General features: G+C 31.6%; 21 protein-coding genes. 19 read left to right on the plus strand and 2 right to left on the minus strand.

Going from position 1 to position 22,256, the window contains the following annotated elements; genetic code table 11:
• Positions 1-24: 24 nt before the first annotated feature.
• From M915_RS00145 to secA, 4 genes are all read left to right on the plus strand, one after another.
• Entirely contained in the window at positions 25-567 is a 543-nt protein-coding gene (locus tag M915_RS00145) for a GNAT family N-acetyltransferase (RefSeq protein ID WP_036728181.1), read from the plus strand.
• Positions 568-861: 294 nt separating this feature from the next.
• Positions 862-1,122 (plus strand): hypothetical protein, encoded by a 261-nt coding sequence (locus tag M915_RS00150; RefSeq protein ID WP_235043741.1) that lies wholly within the window; start codon positions 862-864, stop codon positions 1,120-1,122.
• Positions 1,123-1,180: 58 nt separating this feature from the next.
• On the plus strand, positions 1,181-1,864 hold the full coding sequence (locus M915_RS00155) for a DUF4357 domain-containing protein (RefSeq protein WP_036728182.1): 684 nt from the start codon (positions 1,181-1,183) through the stop codon (positions 1,862-1,864).
• 549 nt (positions 1,865-2,413) lie between these two features.
• Positions 2,414-5,152 carry a preprotein translocase subunit SecA gene (secA, locus tag M915_RS00160; RefSeq protein WP_036728183.1) on the plus strand — a complete coding sequence of 913 codons (2,739 nt, stop codon included), beginning with the start codon at positions 2,414-2,416 and terminating at the stop codon, positions 5,150-5,152.
• Positions 5,153-5,180: 28 nt separating this feature from the next.
• Here the strand turns inward: secA and M915_RS00165 are convergent, their stop codons facing one another.
• Complete coding sequence (locus M915_RS00165) at positions 5,181-6,860, minus strand: M3 family oligoendopeptidase (protein ID WP_036728184.1); 1,680 nt, start codon at positions 6,858-6,860, stop codon at positions 5,181-5,183.
• Between the two features lie 263 nt (positions 6,861-7,123).
• On the opposite strand from M915_RS00165, the gene M915_RS00170 reads away from it, so the two are divergent.
• From M915_RS00170 to M915_RS00190, 5 genes are read left to right on the plus strand one after another with little or no spacing between them, the layout of a single operon-like run.
• Complete coding sequence (locus tag M915_RS00170) at positions 7,124-8,128, plus strand: ABC transporter ATP-binding protein (RefSeq protein WP_036728187.1); 1,005 nt, start codon at positions 7,124-7,126, stop codon at positions 8,126-8,128.
• Positions 8,128-9,069 carry an ATP-binding cassette domain-containing protein gene (locus M915_RS00175; RefSeq protein WP_036728189.1) on the plus strand — a complete coding sequence of 314 codons (942 nt, stop codon included), beginning with the start codon at positions 8,128-8,130 and terminating at the stop codon, positions 9,067-9,069. Before M915_RS00170 ends, M915_RS00175 begins: the two co-directional genes overlap by 1 nt.
• Positions 9,069-10,031: an oligopeptide ABC transporter permease gene (opp4B, locus tag M915_RS00180; RefSeq protein ID WP_009222544.1), complete on the plus strand. Its 963-nt coding sequence runs from the start codon at positions 9,069-9,071 to the stop codon at positions 10,029-10,031. Before M915_RS00175 ends, opp4B begins: the two co-directional genes overlap by 1 nt.
• A 15-nt stretch (positions 10,032-10,046) precedes the next feature.
• Positions 10,047-10,967, plus strand: coding sequence for an ABC transporter permease (locus tag M915_RS00185; protein ID WP_009222543.1), 921 nt, complete (start codon positions 10,047-10,049; stop codon positions 10,965-10,967).
• Positions 10,968-11,022: 55 nt separating this feature from the next.
• Positions 11,023-12,855 carry an oligopeptide ABC transporter substrate-binding protein gene (locus M915_RS00190; RefSeq protein WP_036728304.1) on the plus strand — a complete coding sequence of 611 codons (1,833 nt, stop codon included), beginning with the start codon at positions 11,023-11,025 and terminating at the stop codon, positions 12,853-12,855.
• A gap of 164 nt (positions 12,856-13,019) precedes the next feature.
• On the opposite strand, the gene M915_RS00195 is transcribed toward M915_RS00190, so the two are convergent.
• Entirely contained in the window at positions 13,020-14,195 is a 1,176-nt protein-coding gene (locus tag M915_RS00195) for a tRNA(Met) cytidine acetate ligase (RefSeq protein ID WP_036728191.1), read from the minus strand.
• Between the two features lie 77 nt (positions 14,196-14,272).
• On the opposite strand from M915_RS00195, the gene M915_RS00200 reads away from it, so the two are divergent.
• The 10 genes from M915_RS00200 to M915_RS00245 all read left to right on the plus strand — a co-directional run bounded on the left by M915_RS00200 (position 14,273) and on the right by M915_RS00245 (position 22,216).
• Positions 14,273-15,475: an acetate kinase gene (locus tag M915_RS00200; RefSeq protein ID WP_036728196.1), complete on the plus strand. Its 1,203-nt coding sequence runs from the start codon at positions 14,273-14,275 to the stop codon at positions 15,473-15,475.
• A gap of 110 nt (positions 15,476-15,585) precedes the next feature.
• Entirely contained in the window at positions 15,586-16,110 is a 525-nt protein-coding gene (locus M915_RS00205; RefSeq protein ID WP_036728198.1) for a YceD family protein, read from the plus strand.
• Positions 16,111-16,112: 2 nt separating this feature from the next.
• A complete protein-coding gene (gene rpmF, locus M915_RS00210; protein WP_009222539.1) occupies positions 16,113-16,292 on the plus strand; it encodes a 50S ribosomal protein L32 in 180 nt (59 codons plus the stop codon).
• Between the two features lie 176 nt (positions 16,293-16,468).
• A complete protein-coding gene (locus tag M915_RS00215) occupies positions 16,469-17,209 on the plus strand; it encodes a YebC/PmpR family DNA-binding transcriptional regulator (RefSeq protein WP_009222538.1) in 741 nt (246 codons plus the stop codon).
• The gene (locus M915_RS00220) at positions 17,210-17,812 is read left to right on the plus strand and encodes a flavodoxin family protein (RefSeq protein WP_051259754.1); all 603 of its coding nucleotides are present in this window, start codon (positions 17,210-17,212) and stop codon (positions 17,810-17,812) included. It begins immediately after the preceding gene.
• Positions 17,808-18,464, plus strand: a complete 657-nt coding sequence (gene deoC / locus M915_RS00225) for a deoxyribose-phosphate aldolase (protein ID WP_036728309.1) — start codon at positions 17,808-17,810, stop codon at positions 18,462-18,464. Before M915_RS00220 ends, deoC begins: the two co-directional genes overlap by 5 nt.
• Positions 18,454-19,191 carry a prolipoprotein diacylglyceryl transferase gene (gene lgt / locus M915_RS00230; protein ID WP_036728204.1) on the plus strand — a complete coding sequence of 246 codons (738 nt, stop codon included), beginning with the start codon at positions 18,454-18,456 and terminating at the stop codon, positions 19,189-19,191. The genes deoC and lgt overlap by 11 nt, the downstream gene beginning before the upstream one ends.
• Positions 19,192-19,237: 46 nt before the next feature.
• A complete protein-coding gene (locus M915_RS00235; protein WP_051259755.1) occupies positions 19,238-19,984 on the plus strand; it encodes a metallophosphoesterase in 747 nt (248 codons plus the stop codon).
• A gap of 106 nt (positions 19,985-20,090) precedes the next feature.
• Positions 20,091-21,485, plus strand: a complete 1,395-nt coding sequence (locus M915_RS00240; protein WP_036728208.1) for a L,D-transpeptidase family protein — start codon at positions 20,091-20,093, stop codon at positions 21,483-21,485.
• A 14-nt stretch (positions 21,486-21,499) separates the two neighbouring features.
• Complete coding sequence (locus M915_RS00245; RefSeq protein ID WP_036728211.1) at positions 21,500-22,216, plus strand: TraX family protein; 717 nt, start codon at positions 21,500-21,502, stop codon at positions 22,214-22,216.
• The last annotated feature ends 40 nt before the right edge of the window (positions 22,217-22,256 follow it).

Consider the following 22,256-nt stretch of genomic DNA (forward strand, 5'->3'; position numbering starts at 1 on the left):
TATATGAATTTAGAGAGGTATTATATGATAAAAAATGAAAATTTAAAATTAATCATACCTACTATTGAATATGAAAAGGAAATACAAAACTTTAGACAAGAATTTATAAAATATGGCGGCTCTATGGACGGTTGCTTATCTTTACGAAAAATGGAAAATATTTCAGAATGGATAAAACAGGTGGAAGACTTTTCAGCATTAGAGACTTGTCCAAAAGGATTTGTTCCTCAAACACAATTTATTTGCTTGAGGGAAGCGGATAATAAAATTGTAGGCGTTATTCAGATTAGACACTATCTTAACGAATTCTTAGGACAATATGGTGGACATATAGGTTATTCAGTATGCAGTTCGGAGAGAAAAAAAGGCTATACGACCTTCATGTTACGAGAAATTCTTCCGATATGCAAAGAATTAGGTTTGGAAAAAATACTAATAACATGTTTAAAAGACAATGAAGCCAGCAAGAGAGTTATAATAAATAATGGTGGAATTTATGAATCAACTGTTTATGAACCAACTGAAAAAGTTAGTCTTGAGAGATATTGGATAGATTTATCTGATTGACAAATCGGCTTGTAGAAAAAAACAAAATAGGCAATTTAAGGTGATAGAAATATCGCCTTTATTATGCGAAAAACAAGTAGGTAAAGAATCAGAACACAACATTATTGAACTTGTAAGAATGAATATTTTGTATAGTTAGACAAATATGGAACTTTTAAAGATTGCATATAATAATAGAAAGTATACAAATTAGAATCTGAGGAGGTTGTTTAATGAAGAAAAATAAAAAAATGGATCTTAGCAATAGTGATTCCACTCATTGTTCTAATAATTGTGATCGGTTATTCAAGTTTTATGAAGAATCATAAATTTGTGTTGCCTGATAATTCAACGCTAAAATCTTCACAAATCAGCCCTGTATTTGGAACAGTCAAAGTTTCTGTTGATAAGGATACATCTGTAGTATTTGTTGATGTAGAAACAAAAGAGAAATTTACTATTGATTCTATTACGGATGGCTTAACTGAGAAGATTAAACTTGAAAAAGGACATTGGTACATCGTAGAAGGAGCGGGAAATATTACTGTATCTCCTGTGGTTGTGTGTATTGAATAGTAAGAAGCCCTTTATAAAAGTGATAAATAACAGGATAAGAACTGAAAGAAGGCAGATTATGGCAAAGGGAATAATATATTTAATGACTACAGTTGTTTCGGGACTTATTAAAATTGGTAAGACCGGAACAGATCAATTTGAAAATAGAATGAGATTTTTGGAAAGCAATGGATATGCAAATATTACCGGATTAAAGAGAGAATTTGCTATTGAAGTCGATGGATATGATGATAAGGAAAAACTTATCCATGATATTTTTAGTAAAAGCAGAATTGCAAATACAGAATTATTTGCGTTGGATATAGAAATAGCAAAATCTTTGTTATCTTCGTTAGACGGTAAGCAGATATATCCGAAAGACAAAAGCAAAAAAGAAGTGTTCAAAGAATCTACGGAAGAAATAAAATTGAAATCTGACACAGGATTTATTCCTGATGGCGAATATGTATTAAATCGCAATATCAGAGGATTTGGAAAGGTGAATGGTAAAGCTGTTGTAAAAAATGGTATATTTATTCTTTTGAAGGGTAGCATTTGCGGAAATACAGGTAAAGGTTATGTTCCTTCTATCAGAAAAAATGCAAAGATTAAGGATAATATATTACAAGAAGATGTTATCTGTAATAATCCATCTAGTGCAGGTTGGGTAGTTATTGGAAAATCCAATAATGGATGGATGGAGTGGAAAGATTTAAAAGGTAATTTTATTGCAGCATATAGAAATAAAGAAACAGATATGTAGAATAGTATAAAAATGTCATTTTAAAGATTCTCTATCACTTATGGAATAATAAGCATGGTTAAAAAATAAAAAGGCTAAAGCCTTTTTATTTTTTTTGTACTATTTAATTTGAAAAATTATGTGACAATTTAAAATGACCATCATGATTCATAAGCTCATCAAAGCTGTTTGTTTATACAATGTTTCCATTTTTATCACAAGTATACTGTCATATCGTTTCATATTTTTACTCATGCTATGTGTAATTGAAACAACAGTTTTATCTTTCAACTCCAATAGATTTTTCACGATGCCATCAGCAGTCTTGTTATTACCTGTATAATTAACTTGTCTATTTTATAAATCGGATGATAATTTTATATTCAATTCAAATTTATATTAATATTTGATAATTAATATAAAAAATGGTAAAAATCCTATAAAAAAGCTGTATTTTTTAACTATTTGAGTATATAATATATTTCGGTTAATTATGTAAATATTTCTTGTAATTGAACTTATATAAATTACGTGATAAAATATTAATTTAGGTAAAGAAAGGGTGGTAAAATGAGTTTTTTGGAGAAACTTTTTGGCTCCTATAGTGATAGAGAAATAAAAAAAATAGAACCACTGGTAAATAAGGTAATGAACCTTGAAGCAAGTATGGAAAAATTGTCTGATGAAGAACTTAAAGCTAAGACACAGGAATTCAAAAATAGATATAACAACGGAGAGTCATTAGATGAAATGTTGCCGGAAGCATTTGCGGTAATGAGAGAGGCGGCATGGAGAGTACTTGGAATGAAACACTTCAGAGTACAGGTAATAGGTGGTATTATACTTCACCAAGGACGTATTGCTGAAATGAAAACAGGGGAAGGTAAGACTCTTGTAGCGACACTTCCCGCATACTTAAATGCGCTTAGCGGTAAGGGCGTTCATATTGTAACGGTAAATGATTATCTTGCAAGCCGTGATAAGCAGTGGATGGGTAAAGTGTATCAATTTTTAGGACTTACTGTCGGTTGTATTGTTCACGATATGAAACCTGAAGAGAGAAAGGTTGCATATAATGCGGATATTACTTATGGAACAAATAATGAATTCGGATTTGACTATCTAAGAGATAATATGGTTATTTACAAAGAAGAGATGGTTCAAAGAGAGCTTAATTATTGTATAGTAGATGAGGTTGACTCAATATTAATTGACGAGGCAAGAACTCCGCTTATAATTTCAGGTCAGGGAGATGAGTCTACAGATTTATATATAAGAGCAAACAATTTTGTAAATACGTTAACTCGTAGAATAAAGACAGAGGATGAGTCGAACTTTGAGAGATTTAACAGAGAGTTTGAGGAAGAAACTGTTGATTTTGTAATAAGTGAAAAGGATAAAACTTCTACACTTACAGATAAAGGTATCGCAAAGGCGGAAAGATATTTTAATATTGACAACTTGTCAGATCTTGAAAATATGGAAATTTCTCATCATATAAATCAAGCGTTGAAGGCAGTAGGAAATATGAAGAGAGATATAGACTATGTCGTAAATGATGGAGAAATTATAATTGTAGATGAATTTACAGGTCGTTTGATGTATGGACGTAGATATTCAGAGGGACTACACCAGGCAATAGAAGCTAAAGAAGGTTTGGAAGTTAAGGCTGAATCTAAAACACTTGCTACAATTACATTCCAAAATTATTTCAGAATGTATTCTAAGCTTGCAGGTATGACAGGAACCGCAATGACAGAAGAATCCGAATTTAGAGATATTTATCATATAGACGTTGTTGAAATACCGACAAACAAACCTATAGCAAGAGAAGATAACAATGATTCAATTTATAAGAATGAAGATGCAAAGTTCAGAGCGGTAGTAAAAGATATACAAGCTGCACATGAAAAAGGGCAACCGGTTCTTGTCGGAACTATATCAATTGAAAAATCTGAAGAACTTTCAAAATATTTAAAGAGAGCAGGAATTAAACACAATGTATTAAATGCTAAAAAGCATGAACAGGAATCTGAAATTGTTGCTCAAGCCGGACGTTTTGGAGCCGTTACAATTGCCACAAATATGGCAGGACGTGGTACCGATATTGTACTTGGCGGTAATCCTGAATACATGGCAAAGGTTGAACTTAAAAAGCATGGAATGGAAGATGGAATTCTTGAACAGGTAGATTCATTTAACGAAACATCTGATGAAGTTATAGTTGAGGCAAGAAGACAGTATCAAGAACTTGTAAAGAAATTTAAAGTTGAAACTGACAAAGAAGCACAAGAAGTTGCGAATGCCGGCGGACTTCATATTATAGGAACTGAAAGACACGAATCACGTCGTATAGATAATCAGTTGCGTGGACGTTCAGGTCGTCAAGGAGACCCGGGTTCTACAAGATTTTATATATCCGGCGATGATGATCTTATAAGATTGTTTGCGGGAGATAGATTTAAGGACACTATGGAAAAGATAGATGCGCCTGAAGATGAACCTATCGAAGCCGGAATTCTTACAAGATTGATAGAGTCGGCACAGAGAAAAGTTGAAGGTAACAATTTTTCAATTCGTAAACATGTTTTACAATATGACGATGTCATGAATAAACAAAGAGAAGTAATATACAGGGAAAGAAGAAGAGTTCTTCAAGGTGAAAATCTTAAAGATGACATTGCACTTATGGTTGATGATGTAATTGAAAAGAATGTTGATTTCTATAATAAGGTAGATGAAACAGGAAATAGACATCTTGATTTTGAAGGTTTAGTTGGATTTGGAGTGAGAGAATTCGGATTTGATGAAGGATTCTTGGCAGATTTGAATAATTCGACAGTAGAACAAGTAATTGAAAGATTTAATACTCTTGCAAGAGAAAAATATACACAAAAGGAAGAAGAATTTGGTGACGAAAAATTTAGAGAAGTGGAAAGAGTTGTACTTCTTCAAGTAGTTGACCAAAAGTGGATGGATCATATAGATGCAATGGATCAACTTAGAAAAGGTATAGGACTTAGAGCGGTAGGTCAAGTTGATCCGGTAAGAGCATATGGACAAGAAGGCTTTGACATGTTTGAAGAAATGAATGAGTCCATAAAGGAAGATACAGTAAAAATGTTGTTCCATGTGGTAAATCCGGAGAGGGTACAAAGGGTTAGAGTTGCAAAAGAGGTTGAAACTGTAAATCCTGATAACGGAAAGAAAAAGCCTTTTGTAAGAAAGACTAAAAAAGTCGGAAGAAATGATCCGTGTCCATGCGGAAGTGGAAAGAAATATAAAAATTGTTGCGGACGAAATGAATAAAAGAAAAGCTCCTAATAAGGAGCTTTTTTTATATTTCAATTGCATTTAAAACTTCTTCAAGTCTTGGAGTGATTTTTTCAATAACATAGGTGGTCATAGGATTTTCAAGATTTCCTATTTTCATGAGGTTAAAGAACGAATCGGAACCTCCGGCTTTACAAAGAGTAATATATTCATCCAATGTCTTTTTAGGATAGTCAATATACTTTAAAAGATATTGAAAAGCACAAACTTGAGCTAAGGTATAGTCAATATAGTAGAAAGGAGAGTTGAATACGTGAGCTTGACCGAACCAGTAAGTTCCTTGATTTAAATAGTCATCATCATAGTCTAAATCAGGAGTGTACATAAGTTCCAATTCATGATATTTTTGTCTTCTTTCTTTTGGAGTTGCATTCGGATTTTCATATACAAAATGTTGGAAATGATCTATTGTAGCTCCATAAGGTATAAACAGTAAAGCACTCTTTAATGCGGAATATCTAAATTTATTGGCATCTTTTCCGAAGAATGAATTCATCCAAGGCCAAGTTAAAAATTCCATACTCATTGAATGAATTTCACAAGCTTCATAAGTTGGCCAAATATATTCAGGAAGAAGTTGATATTGAGACATAAAATTTTGAAAAGCGTGACCTGCCTCGTGAGTTATTACATCAATATCTCCTCTTGTTCCGTTGAAGTTTGAAAATATAAAAGGTGATTTATATTTATCAAAGCTTGTACAATATCCTCCTGCACGTTTTTTAGGCTTTGCAACTAAATCCATAAGTTCATTTTCAACCATAAAATCGAAAAATTTTCCTGTTTCGGGACTTAATTCCCGATACATTTTTTGAGCATTTTTAACTATGAAATCACAATCTCCATTCGGATTTGAATTTCCGTCTATAAAGTCACATGCAATATCAAAATATTTGAAATCTTCTATTCCAAGTCTTTCAGCTTGGGATTTTCTTATAGATACTGCTAAAGGAGTAAAAGATTTTAAAAGTTTTTCTCTATATTTTGCAACATCTTTATGATCATAATCTGTTCTCTTCAACAGCTTATATTGAAGCTCTACATAGTTTTCATATCCAAGAGCGTGAGCCATATCTGTACGAACCTTTACAAGTTCATCAAAGATTGAATCAAATTCTTCTTGATGTTTTTCAAAAAAAGCATTTTTTGCCTTATATGCTTCTCTTCTCAGTTCTCTGTCCGGATCTTGTAAAAAAGGCGGCATTTGAGTTATGGTATAAATATTTCCTCTAAATTCAATTTTTGAATTTGCTATAATTTTATTATATTTTGTAATCAACTCATTTTCTTTTTGCATAAATGGAATGGCAGCATCATTTAATACAAGATTACACTCTAAGAGATTAAAATAGTGTTTTCCAAAATGTTTTTCAAGTTCACTTCTAAATTTTGAATTAAAAATTGCCTTTGAAACTTCTGTGTTAAGAGTTTCAAAAATAGGAGTGTTTTCATCAAAAAAAGAATTTTCCGCTTCATAAAATTCATCAAGAGTATCAATTGTATGTCTTACAGATGCGATAGAAAATGTGGTTTCTAAATCCTTTTTAAATTCTGCAAATTCTTCAATAATTTTAATTTGTTCATCCGCAGAGTTTGCCTTATTTAGATTTTCTTTAACGTTATTAAAATAAGCTTTAACTTTATTTATATCAGGTCTTACATACGGCATATCTTTAAATTTCATATATAACCTCCTTTGAAATTATTAATTAAAGTATAACTCTTATAAGCAGTTAATTGCAAGTAAAACAATAATAAAAACTTGTTTAATTAAATGCGATAAATCATCCATTAAATCAATATATCATCAAATTAAATCGATAAATCAAATTATATTAAAAAGTATAAAATAAAATTTATTAAATTGATATTATGACAAATTCGTGGTAAAATTTCATTACAAGAAATTATTACTTTAAATAGTTACGTTGGAAAATAGGTGAAAAAATGGAAGGAAAAATAGCTTTATGCGAAATGAAGAATCTGCATACCGGATTTAGAATTAGGGATAATTATTATGATGCTGTTGATGATGTGAGCCTAACTCTATATTCAGATGAAGTTCTTGCAATAGTTGGAGAGTCCGGATGTGGAAAAAGCACATTAGCTACCACTATAATGGGGTTACATGATTTTAATTATACCAGAGTGTCAGGTGAAGTTAATTTTGAGGGGAAAAATATACTTGAACTCAATGAAGAGGAATATAACAAGATAAGAGGCGGAAAGATAGGAATGATATTTCAAGATCCTCTTTCAGCTCTTAATCCGCTACAAAGAATAGGTCAACAAATAGAGGAAGGACTTATATATCATACGGATCTTAATGCAGAGCAGAGAAAACAAAGAGCTTTTGAACTATTGTCAAGAGTAGGAATTGAAAAGCCTGAAAGAATATATAGACAATTTCCTCATCAGCTTTCCGGTGGTATGCGTCAGCGTGTTATGATAGCAATAGCACTTAGCTGCAAACCCAAAATATTAATAGCTGACGAGCCTACAACAGCTCTTGATGTAACAATTCAAGCACAGATTTTAGACTTGATATCAGATTTACAAAAAGAAATTAAAGCGGGAATAATACTTATAACTCATGACCTCGGTGTAGTTGCGCAAATGGCGGATAGGGTTGCAGTAATGTATGCAGGAGAGATAGTTGAACTTGCAGAAAGTGAAGAACTGTTTACAAATCCATTACATCCATATACCAAGAGTTTATTAAATTCAATTCCGCATCTTGATAAAGAAGATGATAAACTTCATGTAATAAAAGGTATGGTTCCGTCATTAAAGAACCTACCGCGAACAGGTTGCAGATTCTCTGAAAGAATTCCTCATATACCTCATGAGGCTCATGAAGAAAATCCTACACTTCACGAAGTTAGTCCTGGGCATTTTGTAAGATGCACCTGCTGGAAAGATTTTTATTTTGATGAGGAGGATGACAACTAATGAGTTTACTTGAAGTAAAAGACCTTAAAGTTCATTATCCTATAAGAGGCGGATTTTTCAATAAGGTAGTTGACCATGTATATGCGGTAGACGGCGTAGATATGGTAGTAGAAGAAGGTAAGACCTACGGTTTGATAGGGGAGTCTGGATCCGGAAAATCTACCATAGGAAAAGCAATTATAGGTCTTGAGAAGGCGACATCGGGAGAAGTAATATATAAAGGAAAAAACGTTCTTGACCCCAGGGTTAGAAAAGAACTGAAATATAATCAGGATGTTCAAATGATATTTCAAGACTCAATGTCAAGTCTTGACCCGAAAAAAAGGGTATTGGACATCTTAGCGGAACCCATTAGAAATTTTGACAATCTTAATGAAGAAGCTGAAAAGAAAAGAGTATTTGAATTACTTGAAATAGTAGGTATGCCGAAGGATTCAATATATAAATATCCATTTGAATTTTCAGGCGGACAAAGACAAAGACTTGGAGTAGCAAGAGCAATAGCCTGCAAGCCGAAACTTATAATTGCAGATGAACCGGTATCTGCGCTTGATCTTTCAGTTCAGGCACAAGTGCTTAATTATCTAAAAAAGATACAAAAAGATTTGAATTTGTCATATATATTTATTTCTCACGACCTCGGCGTAGTAAGACATATGTGTGATTATATTTATATAATGCATAGAGGAAGATTTACAGAAACAGGTTCCAGAGAAGATATATATAATAATCCTCAGCATATATACACAAAGAGATTGATAGCATCAATTCCTCAAATAAATCCTAAAGCGAAAGAGATTTTAAAGGAAAAGAGAGAATTAGTGGATAAAGAGTATGAACAGTCTTACTCTGAATATTACGATAAAGACGGAAAAGTATATACTCTTGAAAAAATGTCCGAGACACATTTTGTAGCACAGAAAAAAGGAGGTAATATCTAATGTGGAAAACAATACTTAGAAGAATACTTCTTATGATACCTCAACTTTTCATTTTAAGTATCTTGGTATTTATAATAGCAAAGGCGATGCCGGGAGATGCACTTACAGGTCTTATAGGACCTAAGGTAAGTCTTGAGGTAATAGAAAAGCTTAGACTTGAGGCGGGATATTACGATCCGTGGTATGTACAATATATAAGATGGATTACAAAGGCATTTCACGGTGATTTAGGAATAAGTTATAACTATAAATTACCCGTGCTTACAGTTATAGGACCTCGTGCGTTAAACAGCTTTGTACTGTCTCTTTTATCATTGATAATAATGTATATAATAGCACTTCCTGTAGGCATTTTTGCGGGAAAAAATCAAGGTTCAAGATTTGATAAAGGAGTAGTATTCTTCAACTTCTTTACATTTGCAATTCCATCATTTGTATTATATCTATTTGCAATTTTAATATTCGGATATAAACTAAAGTGGACACCTACGATAGGTTCAGTTGCAACCGGTCTTGCAAAGGGAACATTTGAATATTATTTAAGTAAATTACATCATATGATTCTACCTGCTTTGTGTATGGGAATATTAAGTACAACAGGAACAATTCAATATTTGAGAAATGAAGTAATAGATGCAAAAACATGTGATTATGTAAAAACGGCAAGAAGTAAGGGAGTTCCGATGAATAAAGTATATACAAAACACATATTCAGAAACTCGTTACTTCCGATAGCGGCATTTTTCGGATTTCAAATATCGGGACTTCTTGGAGGTTCGGTAATAGCAGAGGGAATATTTAACTATCAGGGAATGGGTAAATTTTTCTTAGAGTCGTTATTGACAAGAGATTACAGTGTAGTTACAGCACTGATATTAATATACGGACTACTTTTCTTACTCGGTTCATTAGTATCCGATATTACAATGACAATTGTAGATCCGAGAATAAGAATAGAGTAGGGGGAAGTCGGAACTATGAAACTTAAAAAGACAAAAAATAGTTTAGTGGAAGAAAACTTAAAGACAGAAAATCCGACAGGTTTTTCCGTTATTGCAAGAGAATTTAAAAAAGATAAGCTTGCAATGTTTTCGCTTATAGTATTGGTAGTATTTATAGTAACAGTTTTTGCGACTGCAATGACAATAGACTTAAAACAATTACAGGCAGTAGATATACTTAGAAAGTATGAACCGCCTTCATTCAATAACTTCTGGAATTTCTTCGGAAGAGATTCAGGTGGACGTAGTGTAATGGGATATGTAATTGTGGGAGCAAGAAACTCAATAACTATCGGCTTTGCTATTACAATAATTACAACATTGATCGGACTTATTACGGGACTTTCAATGGGGTACTATGGCGGTAAAGTAGATTCAATAGGGATGAGAATAGTAGACTTTATAGGAATTTTGCCGTCACTTATGATTATAATCGTGTTTGTAAGTATATTACCTAAATATGATGTGTGGCAATTTATATTGATTTTCAGTGCGTTTTATTGGCCGGGAACAACAAGACTTGTTCGTTCAAAGGCATTGTCTGAGGCGAGAAGAGATTATGTAAATGCATCAAAGACAATGGGAACAAGTAATCTGAAAATTATGTTCGGTGGAATACTTCCTAATATTTCATCAATAATAATAGTAGATTCAACTCTTGCGCTTGCAGGAAACATCGGTGTGGAAGTTGCACTTTCATATTTGGGATTTGGACTTCCGCAATCAGTTCCGTCGCTTGGAACTCTAATATCTTATGCATCAAAGCCTGAAATCATTCAATATAAATACTATGTGTGGTTGCCTGCAGCATTGATATTATTATTTATGATGCTTGCTATAAACTACGTAGGACAGGCATTAAGACGTGCATCGGATGCAAAACAGAGATTGGGTTAATTTGGTAATAAAGCTTTGGCTTTTTACGATAAAAAAAATAGGAGGGAATTATATTATGAAGAAGAATATTGCTAAGTTAGCTGGAATAATGGCTTGTGCATTATTGTTCACAGCTTGTGGAGATGTAAGCGGAGGAGGAGGTTCTTCAAAAGAGCCTACTGACGTAAAGCAAACAACATCTGCAATTGAAGAAAAATATCCTGCATTAGTTGAAAATGAAGGCGAACCTGTAGAAGGTGCAACATTAAAGGTTGCCATTGTATCAGATTCTCCATTTAAGGGAGTTTTTAATGGATTTTTATATACTGATGCGATAGACGATAACTTTATGAAGTATACAATGGACGGGGCTTTTCCTGTAGACGGAGACTTCAAATTAATTACAAACAGTGATGAAACACCTATAAATCTTTCATTTGATGAAGCTGAAAAAACAGTTACTTACAAAATTAATCCTAACTTTAAATGGTCTAATGGAGAACAAGTAACAACAGCTGATATTGTAAAGACTTATGAAATAGTTGCAAACCAAGACTATATAACAGCAGCACAATCTGCAAGATTTGATGAGTCAATGGAAAAAATAGTTGGTATTGTAGATTATAACCAAAAGAAAGCTGATAAGATTTCAGGACTTGAAGTTATAGATGATTCTACAATGAAAATACATTTAACAGAAATAACTCCGTCTGTGCTTTGGGGAGGATGTTTCTGTGGTGAATTTGTAAATGCAAAGCAATTTGAAGGCGTGGCAATGGATAAAATTATCGAATCGCCTGCACTTAGAAAAAATCCTCTTTCTTATGGTCCATACTTTATTAAAGATATGGTATCAGGAGAAAAAGTAATATTTGAAGCAAATCCATACTACTACAAGGGAGAACCTAAGATTAAGAACTTAGAAATGGAAATACTTCCACCATCTCAACAAGTAGCTGCTATAAAAGCAGGTAAGTATGACCTTGTATTTGGAACAAATGTTGATGTATTCCCTGAATTAATTGAACTTGACAACATCAATGTAGCAACAAGAATGGATTTATATATGAGCTATCTTGGATTTAAGCTTGGAACATGGGATGCTGCAAAAGGCGAAGTAGTTGTAAATCCGGAAGCAAAAATGGCAGATCCTAACTTAAGAAAGGCAATGGGATATGCAATAGATAATGATGCACTTGGAGAACAATACTACCATGGACTAAGATTTACAGCTGCATCACCTATACCACCACTATTTGCAACACTACATGATCCGGAAATTACAGGATATAAGTTGGACCTTGAAAAAGCAAAAACACTTCTTGATGAAGCGGGATTTAAAGATGTAAACGGAGATGACATCAGAGAAGATAAGAATGGAAATCCTTTAAAGATTAACTTGGCAATGATGAGCGGTTCAGAAATTCAAGAACCACTTTCTCAATACTATATGCAACAATGGAAATCTATCGGATTAGATGTAGAATTGGTTGATGGAAGACTACTTGATTTCCATAACTTCTATGACAGATTAGAAGCGGACGATGAAGGCATTGATTGTTACATGGCTGCATTCGGATTAGCATCTGACCCTGACCAAATCGGACTATTCGGAAAGAAGGCACCATTTAATATGGCTCGTTACACATCTGATGAATTACAAGCAGCAGTTGAAAAATTAGGTTCTGCAGAAGCTATGGATGATGCAAAGAGAGTAGAATTATATCATAATTTTGAAAAAGTATTTACAAATGAAGTGCCAATTATCCCACAAATGAACAGAGTAGACATTCTTCCTATAAACAAGAGAGTAAAAATGTATGACTGGAGATGGGATGACAGCGAAACAGGATTCACTTGGGCAAAGATTGAACTTGTAGCAAACGAACCTATAGCAAGTGGAAACTAATTAAAAATTAAACTACTTCAGAGAAATCTGAAGTAGTTTTTTTATATAATAAAATTTAAAAAGTTTAATTTTGCAGGTATTTAGAATATAAATATAGCATGCAAAATTAGAATGATTGTAAAATGAAATTATATTATTTCAGTTTTTATATTTAATTTATGATTTTAAATTATTATCGGACTTTTCAAATAGTCTTCCATAAAGTTTTTGTTTATCATCATATTATACATATTAGTTGCAAAAATTTCCTTTTCGGCAATTTGTTTGATTGTTGAGTTTTTGTTTAGAGAGTTTATTTTTGCAAATTTATCTATGAAAAAAATATTTTTATCTTTCAAAACTTTTAAAATTTCAGTTCCGTTTTTCCCTATTCCCAAAATTCTTATATAATTTGCGTTTAAAGCCTCAAATATAAAATCTTTTTTAATATCAAGTATAATTTGAGTTATAAGTCTTGATATTCTCGATTTGGTATATCGTTTTGAAGATACGGATTCTATAAAGTCATATATGTTTTTATTACTAAGGTATTTCATAAATCTGTTTTCAAGTCCGTTTTCATAATCGACATAATTTTCGTAGTTAATCTTTTGACTGAGCACTAAGAATTTAAAGATTTCAAAATATCTGTCTTGAAAATTATAAGAGCTGTTTTTAATTTCATCAAATGACTTTTTAGGCACTAAGTTTTCAATTGAATTCAGATTTTTATTTTCAATCAGCTTTCTTATACTGCTTGCAGATGTAAAATTATCAATTATTAAATCTGAGTTGTGACAGGTGTTTTTTCTTTGGATTACGGCAGGTTGAATATATGAATTTATATGTTTTAATGCTTTTAGATATTCTATGCCGAGTATGTTATTTGACTTTTTCAGTATTTCAATTTCCATGTCGTCTAAAAAATCATAGGACAGTTCTCTTGCTTCAAGATATGATTTTCCGGCTGATAAATAGTTTTTTAATTTTTCTTCAGAATTTTTTTTGTTGAGTTCTATCTTTTCATTTATTTTTAGAAGATTTTCCAAGCTGTCTTCAGCTCCAAAATATAAATAGTCTATTGAATCTAAGCTCTTAAGTATATTTATTGCACCTTTAGAAAAAATTTCAGCGTTTGATGTTGAAAATATAACGGGAAGTTCTAATACTAAATCTGCACCGTAAGTTAGGGCAATTTTTGTTCTGGTAAATTTATCTATTATCGCAGGAGTACCTCTTTGAGTAAATGATGAACTCATTATTATAACGGCATTTAGATTTTTTTCTTTTATTTTTTTCAGTTGGTATAGGTGTCCGTTATGAAACGGATTATATTCTGCTATTATAGCTGCGGTTTTCATAATAATTTCTCCAATATTTTATAATTCTAATAAATATGATATAATAAAATTAATAAAATTAAAAGTAGGAGGATCAAATGAAAATATTAGTTATTAACTGTGGTTCATCTTCACTAAAATATCAATTGATTGATATGGATGGAGAAAAGGTAATTGCAAAGGGACTTGTTGAAAGAATTGCTATAGAAGGCTCTCGTATAAAACACGAAACAATAGGAAAAGAAAAGAAAGTTATAGAAGAACCATTAAAGGACCATAACGATGCACTTAAGTTAGTTATGAACTCAATAGTGGATCCTGAATTCGGTGCAATCAAATCTCTTGATGAAATAGGAGCGGTTGGACATAGAGTAGTTCACGGCGGAGAAGATTTTGCACAAAGTGTTGTAATAGATGATAAGGTTATGGAAGCTATAAATAAAAATGTAGAAGTTGCTCCACTTCATAATCCGCCTAACATTATGGGTATTGAAGCGTGCAAGAGCTTGCTTCCTAATGTAAAGCAAGTTGCAGTATTTGATACGGCATTTCATCAAACAATGCCTCCTATAAATTATCTATATGCGATACCATATAAATTTTATGAAAAATACAAGATTAGAAGATATGGATTCCACGGAACATCTCATATGTATATAACAAATAGAACTGCTGAAATTTTAGGAAAAGATGTAAATGAAATAAATTTAATTACATGTCACCTTGGCAACGGTTCAAGTATTACTGCTGTTAAGAACGGTAAATCTTATGACACTTCAATGGGATTTACACCGCTTGACGGACTTGCAATGGGAACTCGTTCGGGAATAATTGACCCGGCAATAGTACCTTATCTAATGGAAAAGGAACATTTAAGTGCTGAGCAAGTAAATAATATTTTAAATAAAGAATCAGGAGTTCTCGGAATAAGTGGAGTAAGTTCAGATTTCAGAGATATTGAGGATGCTTGCAGTGAGGGAAATGAAAGATCAAAGCTTGCACTTGACATTTTTGAAAACAATGTAAGAAAAATTATCGGTGCATATATGACTGAATTTAAAAGCTTAGATGAAATTGATGCAATAGTATTTACAGCAGGTCTCGGAGAAAATTCTAAAGAGACAAGAGCAAATATTATAAACGGATTATCAGCATTTGGACTTAAGATAGATGATGAAGCAAATAATATGAGAGGCGAAGAAAGAATTATATCAAGTCCTGAATCAAAAATTAAGGTATTGTCAATTCCTACAAATGAAGAATTGATGATCGCAAGAGATACTTTAAGATTAGTAAAATAGTTTAAGGCGTAAATAAAGGTGAAGAATTTTTTCTTCGTCTTTATTTACGCAATTGACAAATTTCAATTATTAATGTATAATAACTTGCACTGGTTTTTTAGAGGTGAAATATGAAGCTTAATATAAAAGATTTTCTGCAAAGCCCTGATAAAAAAATGGAATTTAGCGGTAAGCTTGAACATCAACAAAGTGATTATGACATTTCAAATTTGAATTTAATTTTTCCGATTGAATATAGAGGAATTATTTTTGATTTAGAAAGTGAATTATTACTTGATTTGTCAATGAATTATAAGTATAATACTCATTGTGATAGATGTTTAAAACCATTGGTCAAAGAGCAAGTTTCCAATTTGAAAGGATATTTTGTGAAAAATTCCGATATGGAATATGAAGACGGAGCGGATATTCAATATTTTGAGCTTTGTGATGGTGAAATTTTTTTAGATGATATAATAATATCACAGGTAATTACGTCCATGCCCTTTAAAAATTTATGTGATGAATTTTGTAAGGGACTATGTCCGAAATGTGGTAAGGACTTGAATGAAGGCCTATGTGGCTGTGAGAAAACTAAGGATGTAGACCTGAGATTTGAAAAACTGATGAATTTGTTTAATGATGAGGAGGTGTAACAATGGCTGTACCAAAGAGAAAAACTTCAAAGCAAAGAAGAAATAAAAGAAGAGCATCTTCTTATAGATTAAATAAAACTACTATCGTAGAATGCCCAAATTGCCATGAGGCTAAAATGCCACATAGAGTATGTCCAAGTTGCGGTTACTATGATGGAAAAGAAGTTGTTGCAATGGATTAATTAAACTTCCTACGGGAAGTTTTTTTAGTTTAAAAATAATTAAGAGCACATTTTATGATGTGCTTTATTTTATGCTTTTGGTTAAGGAATAATTATTAATGAAAAAAAGATGTATGTATGATAAAATAAAAAGTTGTAATAATATAATAAAATAAAAATCGAAAGGTGGTAGGGTAATGTCAGGACATTCTAAATGGAATAACATAAAAAATAAAAAAGGCAAAGAAGACGCAAGACGTGGAAGAATTTTTACAAAGCTTGGACGTTATATTATGGTTGCAGTAAAAGAGGGTGGACCTGATCCGGAATACAATCCATCTCTAAAGGTAGCAATAGATAAAGCTAAAGCTGAAAATATGCCGAATGACAATATAGAAAGAGCAATAAAAAAAGGCGCAGGTGCCGATGCCGATTCAAATTATGAAGAAATAACTTATGAGGGATACGGACCGAGCGGAATAGCTATTATGGTAAATTGTTTAACAGATAATAGAAATAGAACAGCTCCGGATATAAGACATGCTTTTGATAAGTATGGCGGAAATTTAGGACAACCGGGTTGTGTTTCATTTATGTTTGATAAAAAAGGACAGCTTGGAATAGAAAAGACTGACAGCATAGATGCAGATGAGTTGATGATGAGTGCGATAGAGCTTGGTGCGGATGATGTAATTGATAGAGAAGATGTATTTGAAATATTAACGGCTCCTGAGGAATATCATGTGGTTAGAAACGGACTTGAGGAAATGGGGTATGAGTTCATTCATTCTGATATAAGTTATATTCCTCAAAATTATACGGCTCTTGAAAGTGAAGATGACATAAAGAAAATGATAAAGCTAATTGACATTCTTGAAGATAATGACGATGTTCAAGAGGTATATACTAATTGGGATAGACCTGAAGAGGAAGAATAGTTGAAAATTTTAGCCATTATGGGAAGTTCAAGAAAAAATTCCAATACTGATAAATTTCTTGAACTGTTTGTAAAAAAGTTTAAATTGCAAGAAGAAGATTTAGAAAAATATACTTTAAGAGACTTGAATTATGATGGATGTATTTCATGCTACGGCTGTGGGAGAGTTCCTAAGTGTGTAGTAAAAGATGACTTAACGGAAATATATTCTAAAATTGAAGAGGCAGACTTAATTATTGTGTCTACTCCGATTTATTTCAACTCGGTTTCATCATTGACAAAGCAGTTTATTGACAGAACACAGGTATATTGGTCGAGAAAATTTATATTAAAGCTTGGACCTATTAAAGAAAAATATGGAATTGCACTTATAAATGGGGGAGCATTTAATCAAGAAAATCAATTTTTAGGTTCGGAGCTTGTTTTTGACCATTTTTTTAAAGCTACAAGCTGCAAAAAGAATATGTTTGTAGAGGTCAGCAATACCGATAGATTTCCGATTAATGAAAATAACGATGAGTTTGTAAGTTTCTTAGATAGTATAAAATTAGATTTTAACATAAGTAATGTTTATAGACTTGAAGGAGGTATAAATGAAAATTGAAATAAATAGAATGATAGATCACACATTATTAAAACCGGAATCTACAAGAGAACAAGTTAAAAATTTGTGTGAAGAGGCATTAAAATACAACTTTAAATCTGTTTGTATAAATCCATATTGGGTTGAATATGCAAGTGAGATTTTAAAGGGAAGTGAAGTTGGAGTTTGTACAGTTATAGGATTCCCTTTAGGAGCAAATACAACGGAGTTAAAGGCATTTGAAGCAAGAGAAGCCGTTAAAAACGGAGCAGCTGAAGTTGATATGGTTATAAATGTAGGACTGTTAAAAAGTGAAGAGTTTGATGCAGTTGAAAAAGATATAAAAGCAGTTGTGGATGCCGCTGATGGAAGGGTAGTAAAAGTAATATTGGAAACATGTCTGTTATCAGATGAGGAAATAATTAAAGCTTGTAAACTTTCAATGAATGCAGGTGCTGATTTTGTAAAGACATCTACAGGATTTAGTTCTCATGGAGCAACAGCTCATCATGTAAAACTTATGAAGTCGGTAGTCGGAGATAATCTTGAGGTTAAAGCATCGGGAGGAATAAGAGATTTAAAGACATCACTGGAAATGATTGACTCCGGAGCTACAAGGCTTGGTGTTAGTGCGGGAATAGCAATAGTTAAGGAGTATTTAGATGAAAATTAATCCTATTGCATTTACCATATTTAATATAGATGTAAGATGGTATGGTATATTAATTGCATTGGGAGCTTTTCTTGCGATATATTTTGATGATAAATTGTCAAAAAAAGAAAAAATGTATAATGGAGTTGTCACAGATTTTGCAGCTGTTGCTATGATTTTTGGAATAATTGGAGCAAGAGCATACTATGTGATATTTGAATGGGAATATTACAGTACTCATCTAAATGAAATATTTGCAATTAGAAATGGCGGGCTTGCAATATATGGAGGAATACTCACAGGAATATTAGTCGGATATGTATTTAGCAAGTTAAAAAAAATTTCGTTTTTAAAATTTGCAGATGTAATTGTTCCGGGATTATCTCTTGCACAGGGAATAGGAAGATGGGGAAATTTTATAAACGAAGAGGCACATGGAGGACCGACAAATCTTCCGTGGGGTATATTAGTTGACGGAGTAAAAGTTCACCCTACGTTTTTATACGAATCTATTTTGGATGTATTAATATTTATATTTTTGTATAAATATCTATTTGACAGAAAAAAATTTGACGGTCAAATTTTTATGACATATCTATGTTTCTATGGAATGGGAAGATTTTTTATAGAAGGGCTAAGAACCGACTCATTATATATAGGAGTATTTAGAGTTTCTCAGCTTGTCAGTATAGTTATGGTTTTAATAGGAGCAGTTTATATTTTGTATAATAAAAAGAGAAGTAATTAACAGCTTCTCTTTTTATGTTTCGATTGGAATAAGTGATATGATAATAATGATTTTTTTAATATTTTTGATTTATATGTTTTATGAAGTTGCTGTATTTAAGACAAATAAATTAAAGATTAAGAGCGGTAAAGTCAGAGGTACTATAAGGATAGTTCAAATATCGGATTTTCATAATAATGTTTTTGTGAATTTAAATAGACTTAGAAAAGAAATAAATATTTATAATCCGGATTTTATTTTTTTGACAGGAGATATTGTGAGCAGAGGTACTTCAAAATATGCAAAAATAGATCTATTTTTAAATATATTTAAAGATTATAAAACATATTTTGTAGACGGAAATCATGAAATTGATAATGAAAATAAAAAAATATATGAAATTTTAGACAGATATGGAATAGTGAACTTAAGTGGAAAATGTGAAACTGTAAATATTTTAGACAATGATATAGCTATTTACGGCAATGGATTTGGAGTTGATAATGTAATAAATGAAAAATTAAATTTTAACAATTACAATATCTTATTATCGCATAGTCCCGAGAATTTTTTGAATAACCAAAAATTATATGATTTAGTTTTAAGCGGGCATAAGCATGGAGGACAAATCAGACTTCCGTTTTTAGGGCAAATTATAGATCATGGGCCTAAATTTTTTCCTAAATACAGCAAAGGACTTTATCAAATTGAGAATACAAATTTCTATATTGATTCAGGATTAGGACAGAGTATTTATATTAGATTTTTTAACAGAATTTCATATTCTCAAATAGAAATAGAAGATAATCCTTAATTTTAAGGATTATTTTTAATAGATTACAATATATTTACAACTTTGTAATTCTATTTACTTTAGTAAAAATTATTGTTAATATTTAATATAGTTTTAGGAGGAGAAGATGAGAAGGGCATTTAAGTTTTCGCTATATTTTATAATTTTTATTTTACTGTCAATTTATATTTTGGGATTTTATGTTTTCAGCAAAGTTTTTTTACCGAATTCAAGAATTAACGGAAAAGATGTAAGTTTTACAAAACTGTCAGAATTTTATAATACTTATAACTCAAATTATGATAAATTTGAGTTAACTCTTATAGAAAGAGACGGCAGGGAGCAAATAAAGGTATCAGATTTTGATTATAAAGATAAATTAGAACCGGGACAATCTATAAACCAAAAATCGTTTTATTGGGTATTTTATTTTCTTATACCGAAGGATTATGAACTTAAATATAAGATAACCTATGATAGAGAAAAACTTGAAAAATGTATAAATAAATTAAAGCTCTCTACTGATGAAATGATTCAGCCTAAAGATGCTAAAATAATTTTTAAAAATAATAAATTTATAATAGAAAAAGAAGTTTTGGGAAATAGAATAAATAGAAGATTACTTCTTAAAAAGATTTTAGATCATGTATATGATAAAAAAGAAATTATAAACTTGGAAGAAGAAAAGATTTATATATCTCCTAATTTGTATGCAAGTGATGTAAAGCTGAATAATTTGCTTGCTCAGATGAATAAACTGAATTCATTTGAAATAACATATAATTTTGATGATAGACAAGAAATATTGAAAAATGAAGAGCTTTTAAAGTTATATGTTGAAAATAAAGATGGTTTGCTTGTGCCTGATATAGATAAGGTAAAGAGTTATGTATATTTATTGTCCAACAAGTACGATACTTTTAGAAAAGACAGAAATTTTTATGCTACAGGAATTGGAATGGTCAGAACAAGCGGAGGAATTTATGGTTGGAGTACAAATATAGATGAGACTACAAAACAACTTGTAAAGGCGCTTGAAGAAACAAAAACTGTAACACTTGAACCTGTATATAAGTTGACAGCACAATCCAGAAAGAAAAATGACCTCGGAAGTGCTTATATCGAAATAGACCTTGCAAGGCAGCATATGTGGCTGTATAAAGATGGAAAGCTCATCATGGAAACGGATATTGTATCAGGAAATCCGTCAACGGGAAATGCAACTCCTACCGGAGTCGGCAAGATATGGACCAGGGAAAAAGATAGATTTTTAACAGGTGATGATTATAAAAGTCATGTAAATTATTGGTTGCCGTTTAATTGGTCGGGTTGCGGTTTACATGACTCTGACTGGAGAAGTGAATATGGAAAGGATTTGTATATCACTAACGGTTCTCACGGCTGTATAAATACACCGCCTGATCTGATGCATCAACTTTTTGAAAATACTTTTGTTGGAATGCCTGTGGTTGTATATGATTCAAATACTCAAATTATTCCGATAAATTCAGTACAAAGCTGATGAGAGGAGAAGTTATGGAGCGAAATAGAGGATTTAGTGGAAGTACCTTGAAAATTATAGCTATACTTACTATGTTGATAGACCATATAGGAGCAGGTATAGTTGAAAAAATGTATCCCGTTAATTCTGTTAATCTTCCTGCGATGTGGATGAACAGTGCGGGAAGAGTTGATATTATTTTAAGATTTATAGGGCGAATAGCATTTCCTCTGTTTTTATTTTTATTAATTGAAGGGTATACTCATACAAGAGATAAGAAAAAATATTTTATCAGGCTTTTGATTTTTGCATTTATATCTGAAATTCCATTTGATTTGGCTTTTAAAAATAAAGTTTTGGAATTTTGGGGACAAAATATATATTTTGAACTTTCTTTGATAGTTTTAATGTTATATTTAATGGAATATTTTGAAAATAATAAGCTATTGAAATTAAGCTTGTTTTTAATTACTTGTGTTGTCTCAACTCTTATAAGAGCGGATTATGGTTTTTTTGGAATAGTGGCAGCTTTTATACTATATGAATTGAGAGAGAATAGAAAAAATCAGGTTCTTGGAATTATTCCGGCATTTCTATTCGAGATGCCTGCCATGACGGTTTATCTCAGTATGATTCCGATTTATTTTTATAATGGGAAAAGAGGATTAAAGATGAAATATTTTTTCTATATTTTTTATCCGCTCCATTTAATAATAATTTATTTAATTAGAATTAACATTTTTAAAGTATAGGGTTGTAAAACGTTTATCAATATGGTATACTTACTTCAGT

This window comes from Peptoniphilus mikwangii (genome assembly GCF_000468535.1).
Taxonomy (GTDB): Bacteria; Bacillota; Clostridia; order Tissierellales; family Peptoniphilaceae; genus Anaerosphaera; species Anaerosphaera mikwangii.

Excerpts from the sequence above, each read along its gene's own strand:
- M915_RS00145 (WP_036728181.1), top strand. The coding sequence starts at position 25 with ATGATAAAAAATGAAAATTTAAAATTAATCATACCTACTATTGAATAT.
- M915_RS00150 (WP_235043741.1), top strand. The coding sequence starts at position 862 with ATGAAGAATCATAAATTTGTGTTGCCTGATAATTCAACGCTAAAATCT.
- M915_RS00155 (WP_036728182.1), top strand. The coding sequence starts at position 1,181 with ATGGCAAAGGGAATAATATATTTAATGACTACAGTTGTTTCGGGACTT.
- secA (WP_036728183.1), top strand. The coding sequence starts at position 2,414 with ATGAGTTTTTTGGAGAAACTTTTTGGCTCCTATAGTGATAGAGAAATA.
- M915_RS00165 (WP_036728184.1), bottom strand. The coding sequence starts at position 6,860 with ATGAAATTTAAAGATATGCCGTATGTAAGACCTGATATAAATAAAGTT.
- M915_RS00170 (WP_036728187.1), top strand. The coding sequence starts at position 7,124 with ATGGAAGGAAAAATAGCTTTATGCGAAATGAAGAATCTGCATACCGGA.
- M915_RS00175 (WP_036728189.1), top strand. The coding sequence starts at position 8,128 with ATGAGTTTACTTGAAGTAAAAGACCTTAAAGTTCATTATCCTATAAGA.
- opp4B (WP_009222544.1), top strand. The coding sequence starts at position 9,069 with ATGTGGAAAACAATACTTAGAAGAATACTTCTTATGATACCTCAACTT.
- M915_RS00185 (WP_009222543.1), top strand. The coding sequence starts at position 10,047 with ATGAAACTTAAAAAGACAAAAAATAGTTTAGTGGAAGAAAACTTAAAG.
- M915_RS00190 (WP_036728304.1), top strand. The coding sequence starts at position 11,023 with ATGAAGAAGAATATTGCTAAGTTAGCTGGAATAATGGCTTGTGCATTA.
- M915_RS00195 (WP_036728191.1), bottom strand. The coding sequence starts at position 14,195 with ATGAAAACCGCAGCTATAATAGCAGAATATAATCCGTTTCATAACGGA.
- M915_RS00200 (WP_036728196.1), top strand. The coding sequence starts at position 14,273 with ATGAAAATATTAGTTATTAACTGTGGTTCATCTTCACTAAAATATCAA.
- M915_RS00205 (WP_036728198.1), top strand. The coding sequence starts at position 15,586 with ATGAAGCTTAATATAAAAGATTTTCTGCAAAGCCCTGATAAAAAAATG.
- rpmF (WP_009222539.1), top strand. The coding sequence starts at position 16,113 with ATGGCTGTACCAAAGAGAAAAACTTCAAAGCAAAGAAGAAATAAAAGA.
- M915_RS00215 (WP_009222538.1), top strand. The coding sequence starts at position 16,469 with ATGTCAGGACATTCTAAATGGAATAACATAAAAAATAAAAAAGGCAAA.
- lgt (WP_036728204.1), top strand. The coding sequence starts at position 18,454 with ATGAAAATTAATCCTATTGCATTTACCATATTTAATATAGATGTAAGA.
- M915_RS00235 (WP_051259755.1), top strand. The coding sequence starts at position 19,238 with ATGATTTTTTTAATATTTTTGATTTATATGTTTTATGAAGTTGCTGTA.
- M915_RS00240 (WP_036728208.1), top strand. The coding sequence starts at position 20,091 with ATGAGAAGGGCATTTAAGTTTTCGCTATATTTTATAATTTTTATTTTA.
- M915_RS00245 (WP_036728211.1), top strand. The coding sequence starts at position 21,500 with ATGGAGCGAAATAGAGGATTTAGTGGAAGTACCTTGAAAATTATAGCT.